The 17959-nt window shown below is 68.8% G+C and carries 17 protein-coding genes; 7 read left to right on the top strand and 10 right to left on the bottom strand.

What is annotated here, in order from left to right; translation table 11 throughout:
- Window positions 1–44: 44 nt before the first annotated feature.
- Genes AC4HOU_RS17505 through AC4HOU_RS17495 form a run of 3 tightly spaced genes read left to right on the top strand, consistent with a single transcriptional unit; the run spans window position 45 to window position 2124 of the window.
- On the top strand, window positions 45–992 hold the full coding sequence (locus AC4HOU_RS17505) for an HpcH/HpaI aldolase/citrate lyase family protein (protein WP_195006773.1): 948 nt from the start codon (window positions 45–47) through the stop codon (window positions 990–992).
- A 51-nt stretch (window positions 993–1043) separates the two neighbouring features.
- On the top strand, window positions 1044–1535 hold the full coding sequence (locus tag AC4HOU_RS17500) for a YflT domain-containing protein (protein WP_014352664.1): 492 nt from the start codon (window positions 1044–1046) through the stop codon (window positions 1533–1535).
- Between the two features lie 4 nt (window positions 1536–1539).
- On the top strand, window positions 1540–2124 hold the full coding sequence (locus AC4HOU_RS17495) for a suppressor of fused domain protein (protein ID WP_194991295.1): 585 nt from the start codon (window positions 1540–1542) through the stop codon (window positions 2122–2124).
- Between the two features lie 132 nt (window positions 2125–2256).
- Here the strand turns inward: AC4HOU_RS17495 and AC4HOU_RS17490 are convergent, their stop codons facing one another.
- From AC4HOU_RS17490 to AC4HOU_RS17475, 4 genes are all read right to left on the bottom strand, one after another.
- On the bottom strand, window positions 2257–3471 hold the full coding sequence (locus tag AC4HOU_RS17490; RefSeq protein WP_375139354.1) for an NAD(P)-dependent malic enzyme: 1215 nt from the start codon (window positions 3469–3471) through the stop codon (window positions 2257–2259).
- A 488-nt stretch (window positions 3472–3959) separates the two neighbouring features.
- Entirely contained in the window at window positions 3960–5564 is a 1605-nt protein-coding gene (locus AC4HOU_RS17485; RefSeq protein WP_490724764.1) for an FAD-binding protein, read from the bottom strand.
- A 51-nt stretch (window positions 5565–5615) separates the two neighbouring features.
- Window positions 5616–5882 (bottom strand): hypothetical protein, encoded by a 267-nt coding sequence (locus tag AC4HOU_RS17480; RefSeq protein WP_163809264.1) that lies wholly within the window; start codon window positions 5880–5882, stop codon window positions 5616–5618.
- Entirely contained in the window at window positions 5879–6733 is an 855-nt protein-coding gene (locus AC4HOU_RS17475; protein ID WP_163809266.1) for a PHP domain-containing protein, read from the bottom strand. Before AC4HOU_RS17475 ends, AC4HOU_RS17480 begins: the two co-directional genes overlap by 4 nt.
- A gap of 91 nt (window positions 6734–6824) precedes the next feature.
- On the opposite strand from AC4HOU_RS17475, the gene AC4HOU_RS17470 reads away from it, so the two are divergent.
- The gene (locus AC4HOU_RS17470) at window positions 6825–7901 is read left to right on the top strand and encodes a magnesium and cobalt transport protein CorA (RefSeq protein ID WP_194991296.1); all 1077 of its coding nucleotides are present in this window, start codon (window positions 6825–6827) and stop codon (window positions 7899–7901) included.
- Between the two features lie 12 nt (window positions 7902–7913).
- Here the strand turns inward: AC4HOU_RS17470 and AC4HOU_RS17465 are convergent, their stop codons facing one another.
- Genes AC4HOU_RS17465 through AC4HOU_RS17450 form a run of 4 tightly spaced genes read right to left on the bottom strand, consistent with a single transcriptional unit; the run spans window position 7914 to window position 11322 of the window.
- Window positions 7914–8603 (bottom strand): ABC transporter permease, encoded by a 690-nt coding sequence (locus tag AC4HOU_RS17465; protein WP_194991297.1) that lies wholly within the window; start codon window positions 8601–8603, stop codon window positions 7914–7916.
- Window positions 8600–9268: an ABC transporter permease gene (locus AC4HOU_RS17460; RefSeq protein WP_194991298.1), complete on the bottom strand. Its 669-nt coding sequence runs from the start codon at window positions 9266–9268 to the stop codon at window positions 8600–8602. Before AC4HOU_RS17460 ends, AC4HOU_RS17465 begins: the two co-directional genes overlap by 4 nt.
- A gap of 13 nt (window positions 9269–9281) precedes the next feature.
- The gene (locus tag AC4HOU_RS17455) at window positions 9282–10433 is read right to left on the bottom strand and encodes an ABC transporter ATP-binding protein (RefSeq protein ID WP_194991299.1); all 1152 of its coding nucleotides are present in this window, start codon (window positions 10431–10433) and stop codon (window positions 9282–9284) included.
- Between the two features lie 4 nt (window positions 10434–10437).
- On the bottom strand, window positions 10438–11322 hold the full coding sequence (locus AC4HOU_RS17450) for an ABC transporter substrate-binding protein (RefSeq protein WP_194991301.1): 885 nt from the start codon (window positions 11320–11322) through the stop codon (window positions 10438–10440).
- 244 nt (window positions 11323–11566) lie between these two features.
- Between AC4HOU_RS17450 and AC4HOU_RS17445 the strand changes: the two genes are divergently transcribed.
- From AC4HOU_RS17445 to AC4HOU_RS17435, 3 genes are all read left to right on the top strand, one after another.
- Window positions 11567–12448, top strand: coding sequence for a glycine betaine ABC transporter substrate-binding protein (locus AC4HOU_RS17445; RefSeq protein ID WP_195006772.1), 882 nt, complete (start codon window positions 11567–11569; stop codon window positions 12446–12448).
- 389 nt (window positions 12449–12837) lie between these two features.
- Window positions 12838–13506, top strand: a complete 669-nt coding sequence (locus tag AC4HOU_RS17440) for a helix-turn-helix transcriptional regulator (RefSeq protein ID WP_195006771.1) — start codon at window positions 12838–12840, stop codon at window positions 13504–13506.
- 63 nt (window positions 13507–13569) lie between these two features.
- A complete protein-coding gene (locus tag AC4HOU_RS17435; protein WP_194992616.1) occupies window positions 13570–15045 on the top strand; it encodes a DHA2 family efflux MFS transporter permease subunit in 1476 nt (491 codons plus the stop codon).
- 73 nt (window positions 15046–15118) lie between these two features.
- Here the strand turns inward: AC4HOU_RS17435 and AC4HOU_RS17430 are convergent, their stop codons facing one another.
- Together AC4HOU_RS17430 and AC4HOU_RS17425 are read right to left on the bottom strand one after the other, a co-directional pair.
- Window positions 15119–16912 carry an AMP-dependent synthetase/ligase gene (locus AC4HOU_RS17430; protein ID WP_194992617.1) on the bottom strand — a complete coding sequence of 598 codons (1794 nt, stop codon included), beginning with the start codon at window positions 16910–16912 and terminating at the stop codon, window positions 15119–15121.
- 124 nt (window positions 16913–17036) lie between these two features.
- Window positions 17037–17951, bottom strand: coding sequence for an alpha/beta hydrolase (locus tag AC4HOU_RS17425; protein WP_163809282.1), 915 nt, complete (start codon window positions 17949–17951; stop codon window positions 17037–17039).
- Window positions 17952–17959: the final 8 nt, after the last annotated feature.

Here is a 17959-nt window from a genome sequence, read left to right as displayed (position 1 = left end):
CTAATGACACTGCGGGCCGATTTCGGCCGACGACAGGAGTGTTGATGAAGCCACGCCGTTCCGTTCTGGCTGTGCCGGGCAGCAACCCGAAGATGATCGAGAAGGCCAAGGGCCTGCCGGTCGACGAGGTGTTCCTCGATCTGGAAGACGCCGTCGCCCCGCCCGCCAAGGCCGCCGCCCGCGCCAACATCATTGCCGCGCTCAATGATTCCGGGTGGGGTTCGCAGCTGCGGGTGGTGCGGGTCAACGACTGGACCACGCCGTGGACCTACCAGGATGTGATCAGCGTGATCGACGGTGCGGGCACCGCGATCGATGCGATCCTGCTGCCCAAGGTGACCGACGCGGGCCAGGTGCGGGCACTGGATCTGCTGCTGAGCCAACTGGAGCAGACCAACGGCCTCGAGCCGGGCCGGATCGGCATCGAACCGCAGCTGGAGAACGCGCTCGGATTGCGCAATATCGACGAGATCGCCACCGCCAGCCCGCGCGTGCAGGCCCTGGTGTTCGGTCCGGCCGATTTCATGGCCAGCATCAATATGCGCACCCTTGTGGTGGGCGAGCAGCCGGAGGGCTACGACACCGGCGACGCCTACCACCACATCCTGATGACGATCCTGCTCACCGCACGCGCGCACGGCCTGCAGGCCATCGACGGTCCCTACCTGCAGGTGCGTGACGTCGACGGATTCCGCCGCGCCGCCGCCCGCACCGCGGCGCTCGGCTTCGACGGCAAATGGGTGCTGCATCCGAGCCAGGTGGAGGCCTGCAACGAGATCTTCAGCCCGCGCCAGGCCGATTACGACCGCGCCGAATTGATCCTGGAGGCCTACGCCTTCCACACCTCCACCGAGGGCGGGGCACGCGGTGCGGTGATGCTCGGCGACGAGATGATCGACGAGGCCAGCGCCAAGATGGCGCAGGTGATCGCCGACAAGGGCCGGGCCGCGGGCATGTCGCGCACCACCCGTTTCACCCCACCGGAAAAGTGACGCGCGGTATATAGCACGGCACGGCGCTCGATGGAATAGCAGAATGGACCTATGACGAATCCCTTGGGGAACGCGAATCGCGGCAGGCAAGGTCTGCCGACGCCGCCGTCGGGCTGGCCGGTGGGGTCGTATCCGACCTACGCCGAGGCGCAGCGCGCCGTCGACTACCTGGCCGACAACCAGTTCCCGGTGCAGGACGTGACGATCGTCGGCGTCGATCTCATGCAGGTCGAGCGGGTGCTCTACCGGTTGAACTGGGGCAAGGTGATCGGCGGGGGTGTGGTCTCGGGTGCGTGGCTCGGCCTGTTCCTCGGTTTGCTCTTGAGCCTGTTCACCACCGGCGGGGCGCTGGGCCCGCTGCTGGTGGGCCTGGTCGGCGGCATCATCTTCGGCGTCATCTCCACCTCCATCCCGTATGCGGCGACCAAGGGCCAGCGCGATTTCGCGTCCACCATGCAGTTGGTCGCGGGCCGTTACGACGTGCTGTGCGATCCCAAGACGGCCGAGCAGGCCAGGGACATGCTCGCGCGACTGGCGATCTGACCGCATGGATGTTGTGAACACGGTGCGCGCCGGCGTGCTGAAACATTTCGGCGTCGACGCATCCGCGGTGGACGCGGCCTCGGTGACCTTCCTCGGGCTCGAACCGATCGAGATCCTGCGCATCGCTCCCGGCGACGATTTCGTGCACTACGCCACGCTGGGTGGTTCCCGTCATCCGATGGGTGATCCGTCCGAGCTGCTGGCCGACCCGGTGAAAGGCCCGCGCGCCGAACTGATTCTCACCCTGCACGCCGGGCTCGGCGCGGCATCCGGCCTCGCTCGCACCCTCGGCGTGTTCGCCGCCGCACCGGCCGTGGAAGGCGTTGTGCTGCAAGAGGATGCGCTGCTGGACCTGGGTGAGCCGATGTGGACCAATTCGCCGTTCACCGCGGTCCTGCTCGGCCCCAGCGACATTCCGGACGTGGCGCTGCCCGAACCCGCCGAGCCGGTCCACTACCTCGACGTCGTCCCCGTCACCGCCACCGAGGCGGCCTGGGTCCGAGTACGCGGCGCCCAGGCACTACGAGACGCGTGGGCCGAAGCCGGAATCGACGTCCGCGACCCCAACCGCGGAGCGGCGTCCTTGTAGCGCAACGCCCCCCGCATGGGTCCGTTTCCCGGATCGACGTGCCGTACTCCCGAAGCCGAGGGCTTCTCGGCAAACAGTGCGGGCGCCTGTTCCGTGCGGAACAGGCGCCCTTGTGCTGCTAGCGGATCGCGACTACGCCACGCCCTCCGCGCGGGCGGCAGCCGCCACGGCCTCGGCGACGGCCGGGGCGACGCGCGGGTCCAGGGGGCTCGGCACGATCTTGTCGACGGCCAGCTCGTCGGAGACGACGGCGAGGATGGCGTCGGCGGCGGCGATCTTCATGCCCTCGGTGATCCGGCGCGCGCCCGCGTCGAGGGCGCCCTTGAAGACGCCGGGGAAGGCGAGCACGTTGTTGATCTGATTCGGGAAGTCGCTGCGTCCGGTGGCCACGATGGCGGCGTACTTGGCGGCGACCTCGGGGTGGATCTCCGGGTCCGGGTTGGACATGGCGAACACGATGGACTCAGGGGCCATCGAGGCGATGAGGTCCTCGCCGATCTTGCCCGCGGACAGGCCGAGGAAGACGTCGGCGCCGGCGAGGGCGTCGGCGGCGGTGCCGGTCAGGCCGCGCGGGTTGGTGCGCTGGGCCAGATCGGCCTTGACGTCATTGAGATCGGTGCGGTCCCGGCTGACGATGCCCTTGGAGTCGAGCACGGTGACGTCGGCGACGCCCGCGGCGAGCAGGATGTTGGTGCAGGCCACGCCCGCGGCGCCGGCGCCGGACACTACGACCTTCAGGCCCGAGGTGCTGCGACCCTGGACCTTGGCCGCGCCGTTGAGGGCGGCAAGCACCACAATGGCGGTGCCGTGCTGGTCGTCGTGCATGACGGGGCAGTCCAGCGCCTCGATGACGCGCTTTTCGATCTCGAAGCAGCGCGGGGCGGAGATGTCTTCCAGGTTGACCGCGCCGAAGCTCGGGCGCAGCCGGATCAGGGTCTCGACGATCTCGTCGACGTCCTTGGTGTCCAGCACGATCGGAATGGAGTCGAGCCCGGCGAACTTCTTGAACAGCGCGGCCTTGCCCTCCATCACCGGCAGCGACGCACGCGGGCCGATGTCACCGAGTCCGAGCACCGCGGTGCCGTCGCTGACGACCACGACCAGCCGGTCGGTCCAGGTGTAGCGCTTGGCGAGCGATTCGTCCTCTGCGATGGCGCGGCTGACCTGCGCGACACCGGGGGTGTAAGCGATCGACAGGTCGCGCTGGGTTTCCAGCGGCGCACTCAGCTCTACCGAGAGCTTGCCGCCGAGGTGGCCCGCGAAGATCTCCTCGTGGGTGATCGCCGCGAGGTCGGCGGCGGCATTCTTGCTGGCAGTGGCGTTCGGTGCGTCAGTCACAGATGACACGATTTCACTCCTGCTGGGATCGGTCACAACCGGGGGACGGTTACCGTCGGGTTTTTTGGTACTAGGTGCTTCGTATCGCTCATCGGGTGCGCTGACCGGTACGTTTCGACTTCTCGACAGCCCTGTCGACGTGGCGCGGCACTGATCCGTGGAGCGGAAGCCGGACGGGTGGGTCCGGACAGATCATGCGGTTCGATCCTCCGGACACGACGGTGCGTCGTGAGGCGGTGATCACCGTGGTTCCCGTACCCGGCGGTGGCGTGGGTCGGGGATCCGCAACATTCTGCCAGCCTGCCCGACCACTTGCCAAACCGGTGGGTCCGGTCGTGATCGTGCGCCATCATCCGAGGGTAAGCCGCCGGAATTACCCCGACGTAAGCGGAAACTCGCCTCAGCCGGTACCGATGCCGTGAGCTGTCCTATGTCTCGGCCGGTCTCGCGGTGAGAAATACCGTCGGGCCGGGCTGTGAACGCCTCGGCGACCGCCGTCAGCTGGAACCGGGTGCGGCCGGATCGAAGCCGGACACCCGTCGGCGCGGGTGGATGGGCCGAACCGATCGCGTCGGCCCATCGGGGTGCAGGGGTGCGGTCGGCGGTTCGATCGGGTTGCGGGCCGTCGTGCGCACCCAGACGGTATCGAGCCCGCCGGAACGCAACCGCATCCGCCATCCGGCGTCGGTCTCGGGGAAGTCGGTGCGCCGGTGGATGCCGCGGCTCTCGGTCCTGGCCAGCGCACTGTATTTGGTCCAGCGCGCGACCGCGAGCATGGCCGCGGCTTCCCTGGCGCGCAGCCGCTCGGCGCCGGTGCCGCCGAGGTCGAAGAGCGCGCCCGGCCACATGGCGTCGAGTTCGGCGATGCTGTCGCGCAGGCTGCCCGCGCTGCGCCGGTAGCTGCGCCGCAACGGCAGGGTGTGTTCCTGTACCAGGCCGATCACCGCGCGGGGATCGATCCGGGCGACGGGACTCAGGCCGGCTCCCGGTCCGGCGGGTGCGAGCGCGGGCCGGTCCGGCACCGGCCGCCCGCGGGCGAATCGAGCGGCACCGGCGCCGGACCAGGTGCCCGAGGCGAGTGCCCAGCTGCCGCCGAATCCGCTCACCGCACCGGTGACGGCCTCGCGGGTGGTGACATCGCCTGCCGCGAACAGCCCGGGGATGCTGGTGGCGCAGTCCGGGCCGGTGAGATGCAGGCCCCCGGTACCGCGCACGGTGCCTTCGAGAACCGCGCGCAGGGCGATGCCCTTCTCGGGGTCGACGGTGCCGTGCCGGCGCAGGCGACGGCGTTGACCGGGCGAGAGTGCCGCCGGGATCCCGTAGATCCTGCGTCCCTCGGCGAGCGCGGCGAAGGCGGCGCCGCGATGGCCTTCGATGACGGTCCCGGTTTCGTCGTGCAATTCGGCGAAGATCAACCCGCGATCGGCGGCGCTCACCGACGTGGCCGGTGCGAGACCGTACGCGCTCGAGAATTCCATTCCCGACAGCTCGGCCCCGGCCTCGACGGCGAACAGCAGTCCGTCACCGGTGTCGACGTCGGTGCCCGCGCGTCCGGACCCGAACGCGCATCCGCCGGTGGCGACCACCACCGCCGACGCGCGGACCGTCCAGGGCCGGAACTTGTTGTGCCGCTGCATCCCCGCCGCACCGGAGACGATTCCCTCGCTGTCCACCAGGAGCTGGGTGGCCGGGTGATGATCGAGTACGCGCACTCCGGCTTCGAGCGCGACCCGGCGCAGGCGGCGCAGATACGCGGCGCCATCGAGCCAGATCCGTCCCGCGAGTTGCCCGCCGGAGAATCGATGTCCCCGGTCGGCCAGTTGGGCGATGCGCTCGTGCGTTTCGGCGAGCACCCGGTGAATGGTCTCCGGATCGCCGAGCCAGCCGCCGTGGCCGAGCGCCCGCCGCACGGTTTCGGCGCGGGCCGGGCCCGGCGCGATGTTCCACAGCGAGGTGGTGCCGATGGCGCTCGGACCGGTGGCGCCACAGCGCGCCTTGTCGGCGAGGATCACGCGCGCACCGGTGGCGGCGGCGGAGAGGGCCGCCCAGATTCCGGCGGGACCACCGCCGAGAATCAGAACGTCGGTTTCCCACTCACTCACGAGATCAAATATTCGGCCACATTTCACCCGCCCGCAACCGATTCCGCACTATCAGCTCCACCACTGTGTCCACAGCAACACACCGGCCGTGGCGAAAACGACCAGCGATCCGGAAAACGCCGCCAAACCCTTATGTCGATCCGAATACACCTGCGCCGCAACGACGATCGCCGCCGACACCACATGCCAGGTCACCGATTCACCGCCCGGTCCCGGAAAGCCGCGTCGCGCACCGATGATCGCCGCGGCCACCACCACGGCGGCGAGCGCGAAGATGCCCGCGGCGATCAGGCCGCTGATTCCGCGCGCGAGTCTCACGAGCCGATCACCGGCACCCCGGTCGCCTTCCCGACCAGAACCTCGAGCTGAGCGGGATCGGTGGTGAACTCACCGAGCCGGATGGTCTTGTTGCTGCCGTGGTAATCCGACGAACCGGTGGTGAGCAGGCCCAGTTCGGCGGACAGTTCGGTCAGCAGGGCGCGGTCGGCCTCGCTGTGATCGGGATGATCGACCTCGAGGCCACCGAGGCCGAGTTCGGCCAGTTCGCGGATGTCGTCGATCGCCAGCAGCCTGCCCCGCTTGCGTGCCCGGGTGTGCGCGAGCACGCTGACCCCGCCGGCGGCGGCGATCATCTCCACCGCCCGGCGCAGCGGTGTGTCGGCCTTTTCGGCGTAGTAGCGCCCGTGCGGTGCCAGCAGATCGGCGAAGGCGGCATCGACGGTGGGCACGACGCCGGCGGCGACCAGCGCCCTGGCCAGATGCGGCCGTCCCGCCGAGGGGCCGGCCGAGGCCAGCACCTCGTCGGGGTCGACGGGCAGCCCGTCGGCGGCCATCCGCTCGGCCATCGCGCGCAGCCGCTCGACCCGCTCGGCCCGCAGCCGCTCACGCTCATCGGCGAAACCCCGGTCGGACGGGTCGAACAGGTAGGCGAGCAGGTGGACCGGCACGGGCCAGCCGTCCTCACCGAGACCGACGCACGACATCTCCATGCCACGGATCAGGGTCAGGCCGTCGGGCCGTGCGGCCACGGCCTCGGCCCAGCCCGCGGTCGTATCGTGATCGGTGATCGCGACGACGTCGAGGCCGGCCGCCGCCGCGTTCCGCACCAGCTCGGCCGGGGTGTCGGTGCCGTCGGACGCGGTCGAATGGGTATGCAGGTCGATGCGCACGCCCTCCAGTGTGTCAGTGCGCGATCGGCGGGCTGTGCCCATGTCCGGCCGGTGCGCCGTGCCCGGCCCGCCGCGGACGTAGCATCGACCGGTGCCATCGATTCCGCCGCTGCCGTACTTCCGGGGTCCGGCGAAGACGCCGACTCCGCTGCCACGCATCCCGGTGCCGACGGCACGGGCGATCGTGGACTGCGCCGTGTACGTCGACGGTGTGCGGCTGCCCGGGCATTACACCCATGACGCGGCGTTGCGGGAGGTGCGCGACAGAGGCGAGGGTTTCGTCTGGCTCGGTGTGCACGATCCCGACGAGGCGCAGATGACCGATGTCGCGCAGACCTTCGGATTGCACGCCCTCGCCGTCGAGGACGCGGTGCACGCCCACCAGCGACCCAAACTCGAACGCTACGACGACACGTTGGTGCTGGTGCTGCGTCCGGTCGCCTATCACGAACACGATATGAATTCGGTCAGCGAGATCGTCGAGACCGGTGAGCTGATGATCTTCACCGGACCCGATTTCGTTGTCGCGGTGCGCCACGGCGAGCATTCCGGGCTGGCCGCGCTGCGTCGGGGCCTGGAGGCCGATCCCGAGCGGCTGCGGTTGGGGCCCGGCGCGGTTCTGCACGCCATCGCCGATTACGTCGTCGACAACTATCTCGAGGTGGTGCAATCCATCGAGGACGATATCGACGAGATGGAGGAAGAGGTCTTCACTCCGCGCAGCCGGGTCGGCGTGGAATCCATCTACCAGCTCAAACGTGAGGTGGTGGAACTGCGGCGGGCGGTCAACCCGCTCGGTATTCCGTTGCAGATCCTCAGCCAGAACACCGATCTACCACTGCCGAAGGAGATCCGGCGGTATTTCCGCGATGTCGCCGACCATCACACCACCGTCGCCGACCGCATCGTCGATTTCGACGAATCGCTCGGTTCGCTGATCAATGCGGCGCTGGCCAAGATCGCGGTGCAGCAGAACACCGATATGCGCAAGATTTCCGCGTGGGTCGCGATCGCGGCGGTGCCGACCATGATCGCCGGTATCTACGGCATGAATTTCGAGCACATGCCGGAATTGAAGACGGTCTGGGGTTATCCGGCGGTGTGGGTGCTGATCCTGTCCGTGTGCGGCAGCTTGTATGTGGTGTTCCACCGCAACCACTGGTTGTGAGAACCGCCCGCTTCACGGCGTGCGGAGTTCGTCGCCGCGCCGTAAGCGGTGGGTGCCGGGCATGGTGGCCCAGGTCGCGAAGGCCAGCAGCCCGTCGAGGACCATGGCCAGCAGCGCGACCAGCACCGCGCCCACCAGCACGCGGTCGTAGCGGTAGAGGCCGATGCCGTCGAAGATGTAGCGTCCGAGCCCGCCGAGATTGACGTAGGCGGCGATGGTGGCGGTCGCGACCACCTGCAGCGTTGCCCCGCGCAGACCGGTCAGCAGGATCGGGAGAGCATTCGGGACTTCCACGCGCAGCAGGATCTGTCGTTCGGTCATCCCCATGGCGCGGGAGGCGTCCACCACGTCGTCGGCGACGTTGGCGACCCCGGCATAAGCGCCGGCCAGCAGCGGCGGGATCCCGACGGTGATCAGCGCGAGCAACGGCGGGATCAGGCCGAGGCCGAGCAGCAGCACCATGAAGGTGAGCAGGCCGAGCGTCGGCAGCGCGCGCATGGCATTGGCGAACCCGACCACCACTGCCGAACCCCGCCGGGTGTGCCCGATGACCAGCCCCACCGGCACCGCGATCACCGCCGACAACGCCACCGCGAGGAAGCTGTACCAGAGATGTTCGGCCAGACGACGTTCGATGCCGGTGGGCCCGCCCCAGTTCGCGCCATCGGTGAAGTAGGCCCAGGCGTCCAGGAAAAGGTTCATGCCGCAGCGCCTTTCCGGTGTGCGCGCCGGGAGTCCGCGCGCAGCCATGGGGTGGCCAAGCGGCCGAGCGCGTACACCAGGCGGTCGAAGATCAGCGCGAGCGCCAGCGTCACGATGATGCCCGCGACGATCTCGTCCGGATAGTCACGCTGGTAGCCCTGGGTGAACAGCTTGCCGAGACCACCGGCCCCGATCAGCGCCCCCACCGACACCATCGCGATATTGGTGACCACCACGACCCGCAGGCTGGACAGGAACACCGGGACGGCCAGCGGCATCTCGACGGTCAGCGTGCGCCGCAGCGGGCTGAACCCGACCGCCTCGGCCGCATCGACGACATCGGCCGGCACCGAATCCAGCGCCGCGGGCACCGCGATCACCAGCAGGGACGTCGAATACAGGGCCAGTGCGATGACGACATTGAGCGGATCGATCGTCGAAACCCCCACCAGCGGCGGGATGATCACGAACAGCGCCAGCGATGGCACCGTGTACGCCAGCCCCGCCACGGTCACCGTCACGCGACGCAACCATCGCACCCGCCGCACCAGCGCGCCGACCGGGATCGCGATGACCAGCCCGATCAGCAGTGGCAGCAGCGCGAGATACAGGTGGGTCCTGGTGAAACCCATGATCTCACCGAAGTTGTCGACGAGGTAGTTCATCGGCGGGCTCGCCTCACGGCACCGGCTCCTCGTCGAGGAACGCGCGACTGCGGGCGGCGTCTTCGGCGGCGCGCTGCTCGGCAAGTCGGGCCAGCACCTCGGTGGCGAGGATGCCGCCGCGCACGGCCCCCGAATCGTCCACGGCCACGCCGATTCCCGAGGGTGAGGAGATCGCCGCATCCAGGGCCTGCCGCAGATCGCCGGACGGCGTGAACAGCGAACCGCCCGCCGACACGCTGTCGGCCGGTGACTTTCCGGCGCGTACGGATTCCACGCCGGTGATGTCGATCCAGCCGCCGGGACGTCCGTCGGCATCGGTGAGCAGCACCCATTCGCCCGCCGCCAGCCGCAGTCCGGTGATCTCGGCTTCGGTCACTGTCCGGATCTCGTGCAGCGCTACGGTATCCGCGGGGCGGAAGGACAGCCCGCGATAGCCGCGATCCCGGCCGACGAAGTCCGCGACGAAATCGGTGGCAGGCTGCGCCAGCACCCGTTGCGGAGGATCGTACTGCTGGAGCACACCGCCGCGACCGAACACCGCGACCCGATCGCCGAGGGTGATGGCCTCGTCGATGTCGTGGGTGACGAACACGATGGTCTTGTGCAGTTGCGCTTGCAGCCGTTGCATTTCGACCTGCAGGTCGGCGCGCACCACCGGGTCCACGGCACTGAACGGCTCATCCATCAGCAGAATCGGCGGGTCCGCGGCCAAGGCCCGCGCGACACCGACACGCTGCTGCTGCCCACCCGACAGCTGTGCCGGATACCGGGACGCCAGCCCGCGATCGAGCCCGACGCGATCGAGCACCTCCAGCGCCGCGGCGCGAGCAGCCCTGCGGGAGTCGCCGCGCAGCATCGGGACGGTGGCGACATTGTCGATGACGGTGCGGTGCGGCAGCAGCCCGCCGCTCTGGATGACGTACCCGATCCCGAGCCGCAATTTCACCGGATCGACCGTCGCGATATCGCGCCCGTCGATGGTGATGCTGCCCGCGCTGGGGGTGATCATCCGATTGATCATCCGCATGGAGGTGGTCTTGCCACATCCGGACGGCCCGACGAACACGGTGAACGTGCCCGACGGAATGTGCAGGTCGAGATCGCTGACGGCGTGCGTGCCGTTCGGATAGGTCTTGCTGACGGCGCGGAACTCGATATCGGACACCGGGCTATCCGATCGGCCGGTTCAGGCCCTGCGCCGCGACCCACTCCTTCGCCGCGGCGGCGGGCTCGGTCTTGGTATCGCCGGAGACCGATTCGTTGAGCGCGATCAACTGAGCGGTGGTGAGCTTGGCCGATACCGCGTTCAACACGGCGATCAGCGCGTCGGTGCGCTTTGCCGCATTCAGCAGCGGAATCACATTCTGCGCCGGGAAATTCGACTTCGGATCTTCCAGCACCACCAGGTCGTTGGCCGCGATGGCGGGCGAGGTGGTGAAGATATTGGCCGCGGTGACCTGGCCGTCCACCAGGGCGCGCACGGTGGCCGGGCCGCCGCCGTCGGCGATCGGGACGAAGTTGCCGGGGCTGATGTCGAGCCCATAGTTCTCTTTCAGGCCGGGCAGCCCGACCGGACGCTCCTGGAATTCGGCGGGCGCACCGAATGTCACCTCGGCCGAATGCGGAGCCAGATCGGCGATGCTGCGCAGATTCCAGCGGTCGGCGGTCGCCCTGGTGACCACCACGGCGTCGGAGTTCTCGCCGGGCGCCGGTGCGCCGAGGGCCAGATCGGTGCCGATGGCGGCGGTCAGTTCGCGGTCGATATCGGCGGGCTGGGTGGCTGTGCTGTCGGGTTCCAGGTATTGCAGCAGGTTTCCGGTGTATTCCGGGATGAGCGAGATGGCGCACTGGCGCAGCGCCGGGATATAGGCCTCGCGGCTGCCGATATTCAGTTTCGTATCCACGCTGAATCCGTTGACCCGCAACGCTTCCGCATACACATTCGCCAGGGTCTCGGACTCGGGGAAGTTCGCCGAGCCCACGATGAGCGTGTCGCCCTCGCAGCTACCCTGGCCGGCCAGCGGATCGGAAGTGCCGCACGACGACACGATCATTGCGACGGCCAGTGCTGCGGCCGCGAACAGGAAACGGGCGGCGGTGAACGTCAGCCGCACGGCGGTGCGCCCCACCCGGGCGCCGTCGGGGGCGGGAGTCGGTGTCACGTGGGTCCTTCCGCAGGCCGGCAGTGCGCGATCCCGGTGCCCGGTGGCCACCGGTACATTCTCCACTGACCATAGTGCCCGCCCGACCCGGTCGGCGCGGGTTAGTCCTCGGCTTCGGAAAGTTGGTGTCGCGCCGATGGTGCTTGCCGCGCCGCTGCGGGTGCTGGCCCGGATCGTGGTCCTCGCGCTGGCCACAGTGGCGGTGTCCTGCGGCGATGATTCCGCGCCCGAACCACTGGTGGTCGGCTCGGGCGACAGCGCGGAGTCGGTGCTGCTGGCCGAGATCTACGCCCAGGCGCTGGCCCGCACCGGCGCGTCCGTCGTGGTCGAATCGGGGCTCGGCACCCGCGCGGGCCGGATGGCGGCCCTCGACGCCGGCACGGTGACGCTGGTCGGCGAGCACAACGGGGCGCTGCTGGGCGAACTGGCCGGCAACGTGACGGCGTGGAGCACCAAGGAGGTGACCCGCGAGCTGAACCGTTCGCTGCCGCAAGGACTGGTCGTCACCGACGCCGCCGACGGGGCCGATCTGCGGGCACGTGTGCTCGTGAACTCGGCCGCACCGGCCGAGTCCGTCGCGGATCTGCTACCGGATTGCCCGTCGTCGTCCGCCGGCGTCGCGCCGGTGCCAGGCCTGCTGACCGCGCCGCCGCCGGCGCTACGGATCGACGGCTGCGACTTCGCGTCGACGCAGACCTTCGCCGATCCCGCCGAGCTACGAAAAGCGCTGGCGGAAGGGCGCATCCAGGTCGGTCTGCTGGCCGGTCCCGTGGAACTCGCACCACCCGCGACCGAGGGCCTGCGGGTGCTGTCCGACGACGACAACGCGCTGCGCTCGGAGAACCCGGTCGCGCTGGTGCGCAAGGGCGCATTGGACGATCGCGAGTGGGAGAAGCTGAACTACGTCGCCGGTGAGCTCACCACCGATCGATTGACCGGCATGGTGGCGGCGATACGCGACGAGCAGGCGAACCCCGCCGAGCTGGCCCGTACCTGGCTCGACGACCACGGTCTCTGACGGAACACCCACACGCGCTCTGCCCGGAGCCGCGCACACCCCCGATTGCCACGTGATGGCGGCGGCGACTCGACCCCGCGTGCCCCCAACGGTTCCGTGACGCTATCCGCCGCCAGATGCACCGCACGATATCGCCGAGGACGGGTGAAACCCCCGTTGAGCAGTGTGTTCCGGCGGGGTGGCGGGCAACCCTGCCGGGTAGCGGGACCCAGCAGCGCACATCGTCGTGTGGCCTCGCTAACGGTTCGCCCCTCTTGCCGGCCGTGACTTCCGCGCCGTATATTCCAGCTGGAATATTTGGTGCGGAGTATGTCGTAGGTCGTCGATAGGTTGTCGTGACGCTCGTCGGCAACGTGAGTGGTGGATACAGATCCGGAAAAGAGGACGTTATGGGGCAGCGCACCGGCGCGACGGTGACCCCGCTGGCCATCGCTGTGCTGGCCCTGCTCGAAGAGCGGCCGATGCATCCGTACGAGATGTACCAACTGCTGGCGATGCGGCGCGAGGACAAGCTCGTCAAGGTGCGGCCCGGCTCGCTGTACCACGTGGTCACCCGGCTGGCCGAGCTGGACATGGTGCGGGCCGAGGGGATCGACCGTGCGGGCAACCGGCCCGAACGCACCACCTACCGGATCACCGCCGCCGGGCGCGAGACCCTGCGCACCCGGATCGCGGAGCTGCTGCGCACACCGCTGCCGGAGTATCCGCTGTTTCCGGTCGCCCTCGGTGAGGCGCACAACCTGCCCAAACCCGAGGTGCTGGCGCTGCTGCGGGAACGCCTCGACCACCTGGCCGGGGAATCGGCCGAGCTGGAGACGATGATCGCCAAGGCCGAACGCAAGCAGGTGCCGCGGCGGTACTGGATCGTGCTGCCGTATCTGCGCGCCACCGTGCGCGCCGAGATCGAATGGGTCGAGCAGCTGGTGGCCGAACTCGACAGCGGCGCACTGCTCTGGGAGGAATTCGATCCCGCCACCGGGCGACGTGCCGAGCCCTGTGACGCCCCGCCCTGGCAGCCCGAGCCCGCGGCCGACGAGGCCGAGCCCGCGGCCTCGTGAGCCTTCCCAGCGAACCGACAACGACGTCGCTCGTCATTCACATCCGAGTTAGGAACGAAACCGATGTCCACTCAACGTAATCCGTGGTTAGCGCTCTCAGCGCTGGTCGTCGGGTTCTTCATGATCCTGCTGGATGTCACGATCGTCGCGGTCGCCAACCCGGCCATCCTCGACAGTCTGCACGCCGACATCTCCCAGGTCATCTGGGTGACCAGCGCCTACCTGCTCACCTACGCGGTGCCGCTGTTGATCACCGGCCGCCTCGGCGATCGGTTCGGCCCCAAGAACATCTATCTGATCGGCCTGTCGGTGTTCACCCTCGCCTCGCTGTGGTGCGGGCTGTCGGGGACCATCGAGATGCTGATCGCCGCCCGCGCGGTGCAGGGTCTGGGCGCGGCGCTGATGACGCCGCAGACCATGGCCGTCATCACCCGCACCTTCCCGCCGGACAAGCGCGGCGCGGCCATGGGCCTGTGGGGCGGCGTCGCCGGCCTGGCCACCCTGGTCGGCCCGATTCTCGGCGGTGTGCTCGTCGACAATCTGGGCTGGGAGTGGATCTTCTTCGTCAACGTCCCGGTCGGCATCGTCGCGTTCGTGCTGGCCTGGAAGCTGGTGCCGGCGCTGGAGACGCACGCGCACAAGTTCGACATCCCCGGGGTGCTGCTCAGCGGTATCGGCATGGCGCTGCTGGTGTTCGGCATCCAGGAAGGCAACACCTACGACTGGTCGCTGCGGATCTGGCTGCTGATCGGCGCGGGCGTGGTGGTGCTCGCACTGTTCATCGTCAACCAGTCGCGCAATACCGGTGAACCGCTGGTGCCGTTGAGCCTGTTCCGCGACCGCAACTTCGGGCTGTCCAACCTGGCGATCGCGGCCATGGGCGCGGCCACGACCGCGGTGATGGTGCCGTCCTACTTCTATCTGCAAGCCGTGCGGGAGATGTCGCCCACCGAATCCGCGCTGGTGTTCGCGCCGATGGCGATCATCACCGGCGTGATGGCGCCGTTCGTCGGCAAGTTCGCGGGGCGGCTGCATCCGCGGGTCGTGCCGACCATCGGCTTCACGTTGTTCGCGATCTCGGTGGCCTGGTTCGCGCAGTTGATGACACCGGATTCGGACATCATCTGGTTCCTGGTCGCCGCCGGGCTCGCCGGTTTCGCGAACGCGTTCATCTGGGCGCCGCTGGCCACCACCGCGACGCACAACCTGCCCGTTCAGAAGGCCGGTGCGGGCGCGGGCATCTACAACACCACCCGCCAGGTGGGCGCGGTGCTCGGCAGCGCCGCGATCAGCGCCCTGATCGCCGCGCGCATGTCGGCCAACGGGCTGGGTGAGGCACCTGCGGGCGAAGGCACCGCCGGCCCGATCCCGGAACCGGTCAAGGAGGCGTTCAGCTCGGCCCTGGCGGATTCGACGTATCTGCCCGCCGCGATCCTGCTGATCGGCGTGCTGGCCTCGGTGCTGTTCCTGCGCCCGGGGGTGAGCGCCCCGCCGAAGCCGCCCACCGAGCGGGCCAAGGCCGAATCCCTCACTCCCTGAATCGGTTCACCAGCGCGAACGACAAAGGCGCCGGCAGCGGAAGCTGCCGGCGCCTTTATCTGCCAGGAAGAGATCAGCTGTAGATCTTCTCGACCTCGGAGGCGTACTGCTTCATCACCACAGCGCGCTTGAGCGACATCTTCGGGGTGAGCTCGCCGGTCTCCTGGGTCCAGTCGACGGTCAGGATGCGGGTCTTCTTGATCTGCTCGGCCTTGGAGACCTTCTTGTTGGTCTCGGCGACCGCCGCGTCGATCTCGGCGACCAGCGCCGGGTTCTGCACCAGCGTCTCCATCGGAGTGTCGGCGGATACGCCGTTGCGCTCCTTCCAGCCCGGCAGCGCCTCGGGATCGAGGGTGATCAGCGCGCCGACGAACGGCTGGCCGTCACCGACCACCATCACCTGGCTGATCAGCGGATGCGCCCGCAGCGAATCCTCGAGCAGCGCGGGGGAGACGTTCTTGCCGCCCGCGGTGACGATGATTTCCTTCTTGCGGCCGGTGATGGTGACGAAGCCGTCGGCGTCGATGGCGCCGAGATCGCCGGTCTTGAACCAGCCGTCCTCGAAGGCATCCTCGGTGGCTTCGGCATTGCCCCAGTAGCCGTCGAACACGACCGAACCCTTGAGCAGCAGCTCGCCGTCCTCGGCGATCTTGGCCGCATGACCCTCGATCGGGCGGCCGACCGAGCCGACCCGGATGTGCTCGGGGGTGTTCACCGTGATGGCGGCGGTGGTCTCGGTCAGGCCGTAGCCCTCGTAGATGGTGACGCCGACGCCGCGGAAGAAGTGGCCAAGGCGCGCGCCCAGCGGGCCGCCGCCGGAGACCGCGGCCTCACACTGACCGCCGAGGGCGGCGCGCAGCTTGCTGTAGACCAGCTTGTCGAAGACGAAGTGCTTGACCTTGATGACCAGGTCGGGGCCACCCTTGTCGAGGCCCTCGCTGTAGGCGATGGCGGTCTCGGCGGCCAGATCGAAGATCTTGCCCTTCCCGCCGTCGTGCGCCTTCTGCTTGGCGCTGTTGAACACCTTCTCGAACACGCGCGGCACCGAGAGGATGAAGTGCGGCTTGAAGGCGGCGAACTGGTCGACCAGGGTGGTCCAGTCCGAGGTGTGCGCGACGATCACCTTGGCGTCGAAGGCGGCCAGCGCCACGGCGCGGGCGAAGACGTGCGCCAGCGGCAGGAAGAGCAGGGTCTTCTTGCCCGCGACGATGAACTTGCCGAGCGCGATGCGGTCGGACTTCGATTCCGCCCACAGGTTCGCGTGGGTGAGCATGACGCCCTTGGGGCGGCCGGTGGTGCCCGAGGTGTAGATCAGGGTGGCCGGCGAGGACGCGCCGACCTGCGCGCGACGCTCGTGCACGACCTGATCGTCCAGCTCGGCGCCGCGGCTGATCAGCTCGTCGATGGCGCCCTTGTCGATCTGGGAGATCTCCTTCAGCTCCGGCAGCGAACCGGACTCGATCTCGTCGATGGTGGCGCGGTGCTTGTCGTTCTCGACGACCAGCAGCTTGGTGGCCGAATCCTGCAGGATCCACTTGGCCTGCTCGGCGGCCGAGCTGTCGTAGATCGCCACGGTGCATCCACCGGCCGCCCAGATGGCGAAGTCGAGCACGGCCCACTCGTAGCGGGTGGCCGACATGATGGCGACGCGGTCACCGAGCCCGATGCCGGAGGCGATGATGCCCTTGGCCACCCCGGTCACCGTCTTCGCGAATTCCGTCGCGGTCACATCCCGCAGGCCGCCGCTGCCGTTCGGCACCTGGAACAGCACGGCGTTCGGCGACTGTTCGGCATGGCGGAACACGTTGTCGGAATTATTGGCGTCTTCCGGGATGGTGTAGGAAGCCGGGGCTTCGAACTCTCGCATCATGGCCCTTCCACGTGGGTTAACTCATCAGTAATCTACGGCACCTGCACCGCGGCCGTGACGTCGACCACCGCAAATAGGTCCGTACCCGCTCATTGACGAGCGGATACGGACCTGAGCGGGATCATCCTAGATCGCGGATATGCGCCGGGCGTATGGCTTCGGCCAAGAACTCCGCCATCTCGCGCAGCACCGCCGAGGCGGGACCGACCAACGCGGCCTGCAACTGCGCCACATGCCAGAGGCCGCGGCTCTCGGTGAAGGTGACGGCGACCCCGGCTTCCCGCAGCGCCGCCGCCAACCGCACGCACTGGGTATGCAGCAGCTCGCTGACGTCGACCTGGACGTAGGTCGGCGGCAGCCCGCGCAGCTCACCGAGCAGCGGTGCGTAACCCGGATCGTTGTTGTCGCCGCCGCCCAGGTAGGCCGCGGCGCATGCGCGCGACCACGGCTTGCTGATCACCAGATCGCGGTGCCGGTCCGGGATTTCGTTCGGATCGGTCCACGGTGCGATCAGGCCGAGCGCGGCCGGGGTGTAGCCGTGCCGGGCGATCAGCCGCTGCGCGGTGGCCATGGCAAGGCCGCCGCCGGCCGAATCGCCGGAAATGGCGATCTGGTCGGGGGAGTAGCCGTGCGCATCGACGAGTTCCAGGAACGCGGCCTCGGCGTCGTCGAGTCCGGCGGGGAACGGATGCTCCGGCGCGAGCCGGTAGTCCAGCGAATAGACCGCGCAATCGGTTTCGTGTGCCAGCCGGGCCGTCAACGACCGGTGGGTGGCCAGCGAGCCGACCGCGTAGCCGCCGCCGTGCAGGTAGAGCACGGCGCCGTCGCCGGGGGTGGCCGCGGTGAATCGGTCCGCGGGCCGGCCGGCCAGCCGAATCCGTTCGATCCGGGTCCCCGGCGGCGCCGGCTGCAAGCGCGAGCCGGCGTCCAGCAGGAGGCGCTGCATCTTCCACGGCAGCCGATCGTTGAGCGTGGCCCGGTACACCGGGCTCAGGATCGTGCGCGCCAGTGGCAGGGGAATGGCGATATCACGCATCGGTCGTT

It is taken from the genome of Nocardia sp. JCM 38205, assembly GCF_058222935.1.
The sequence above is the reverse complement of the archived record's forward strand: the minus strand, read 5'-3'. Positions and strand labels throughout refer to the sequence as shown.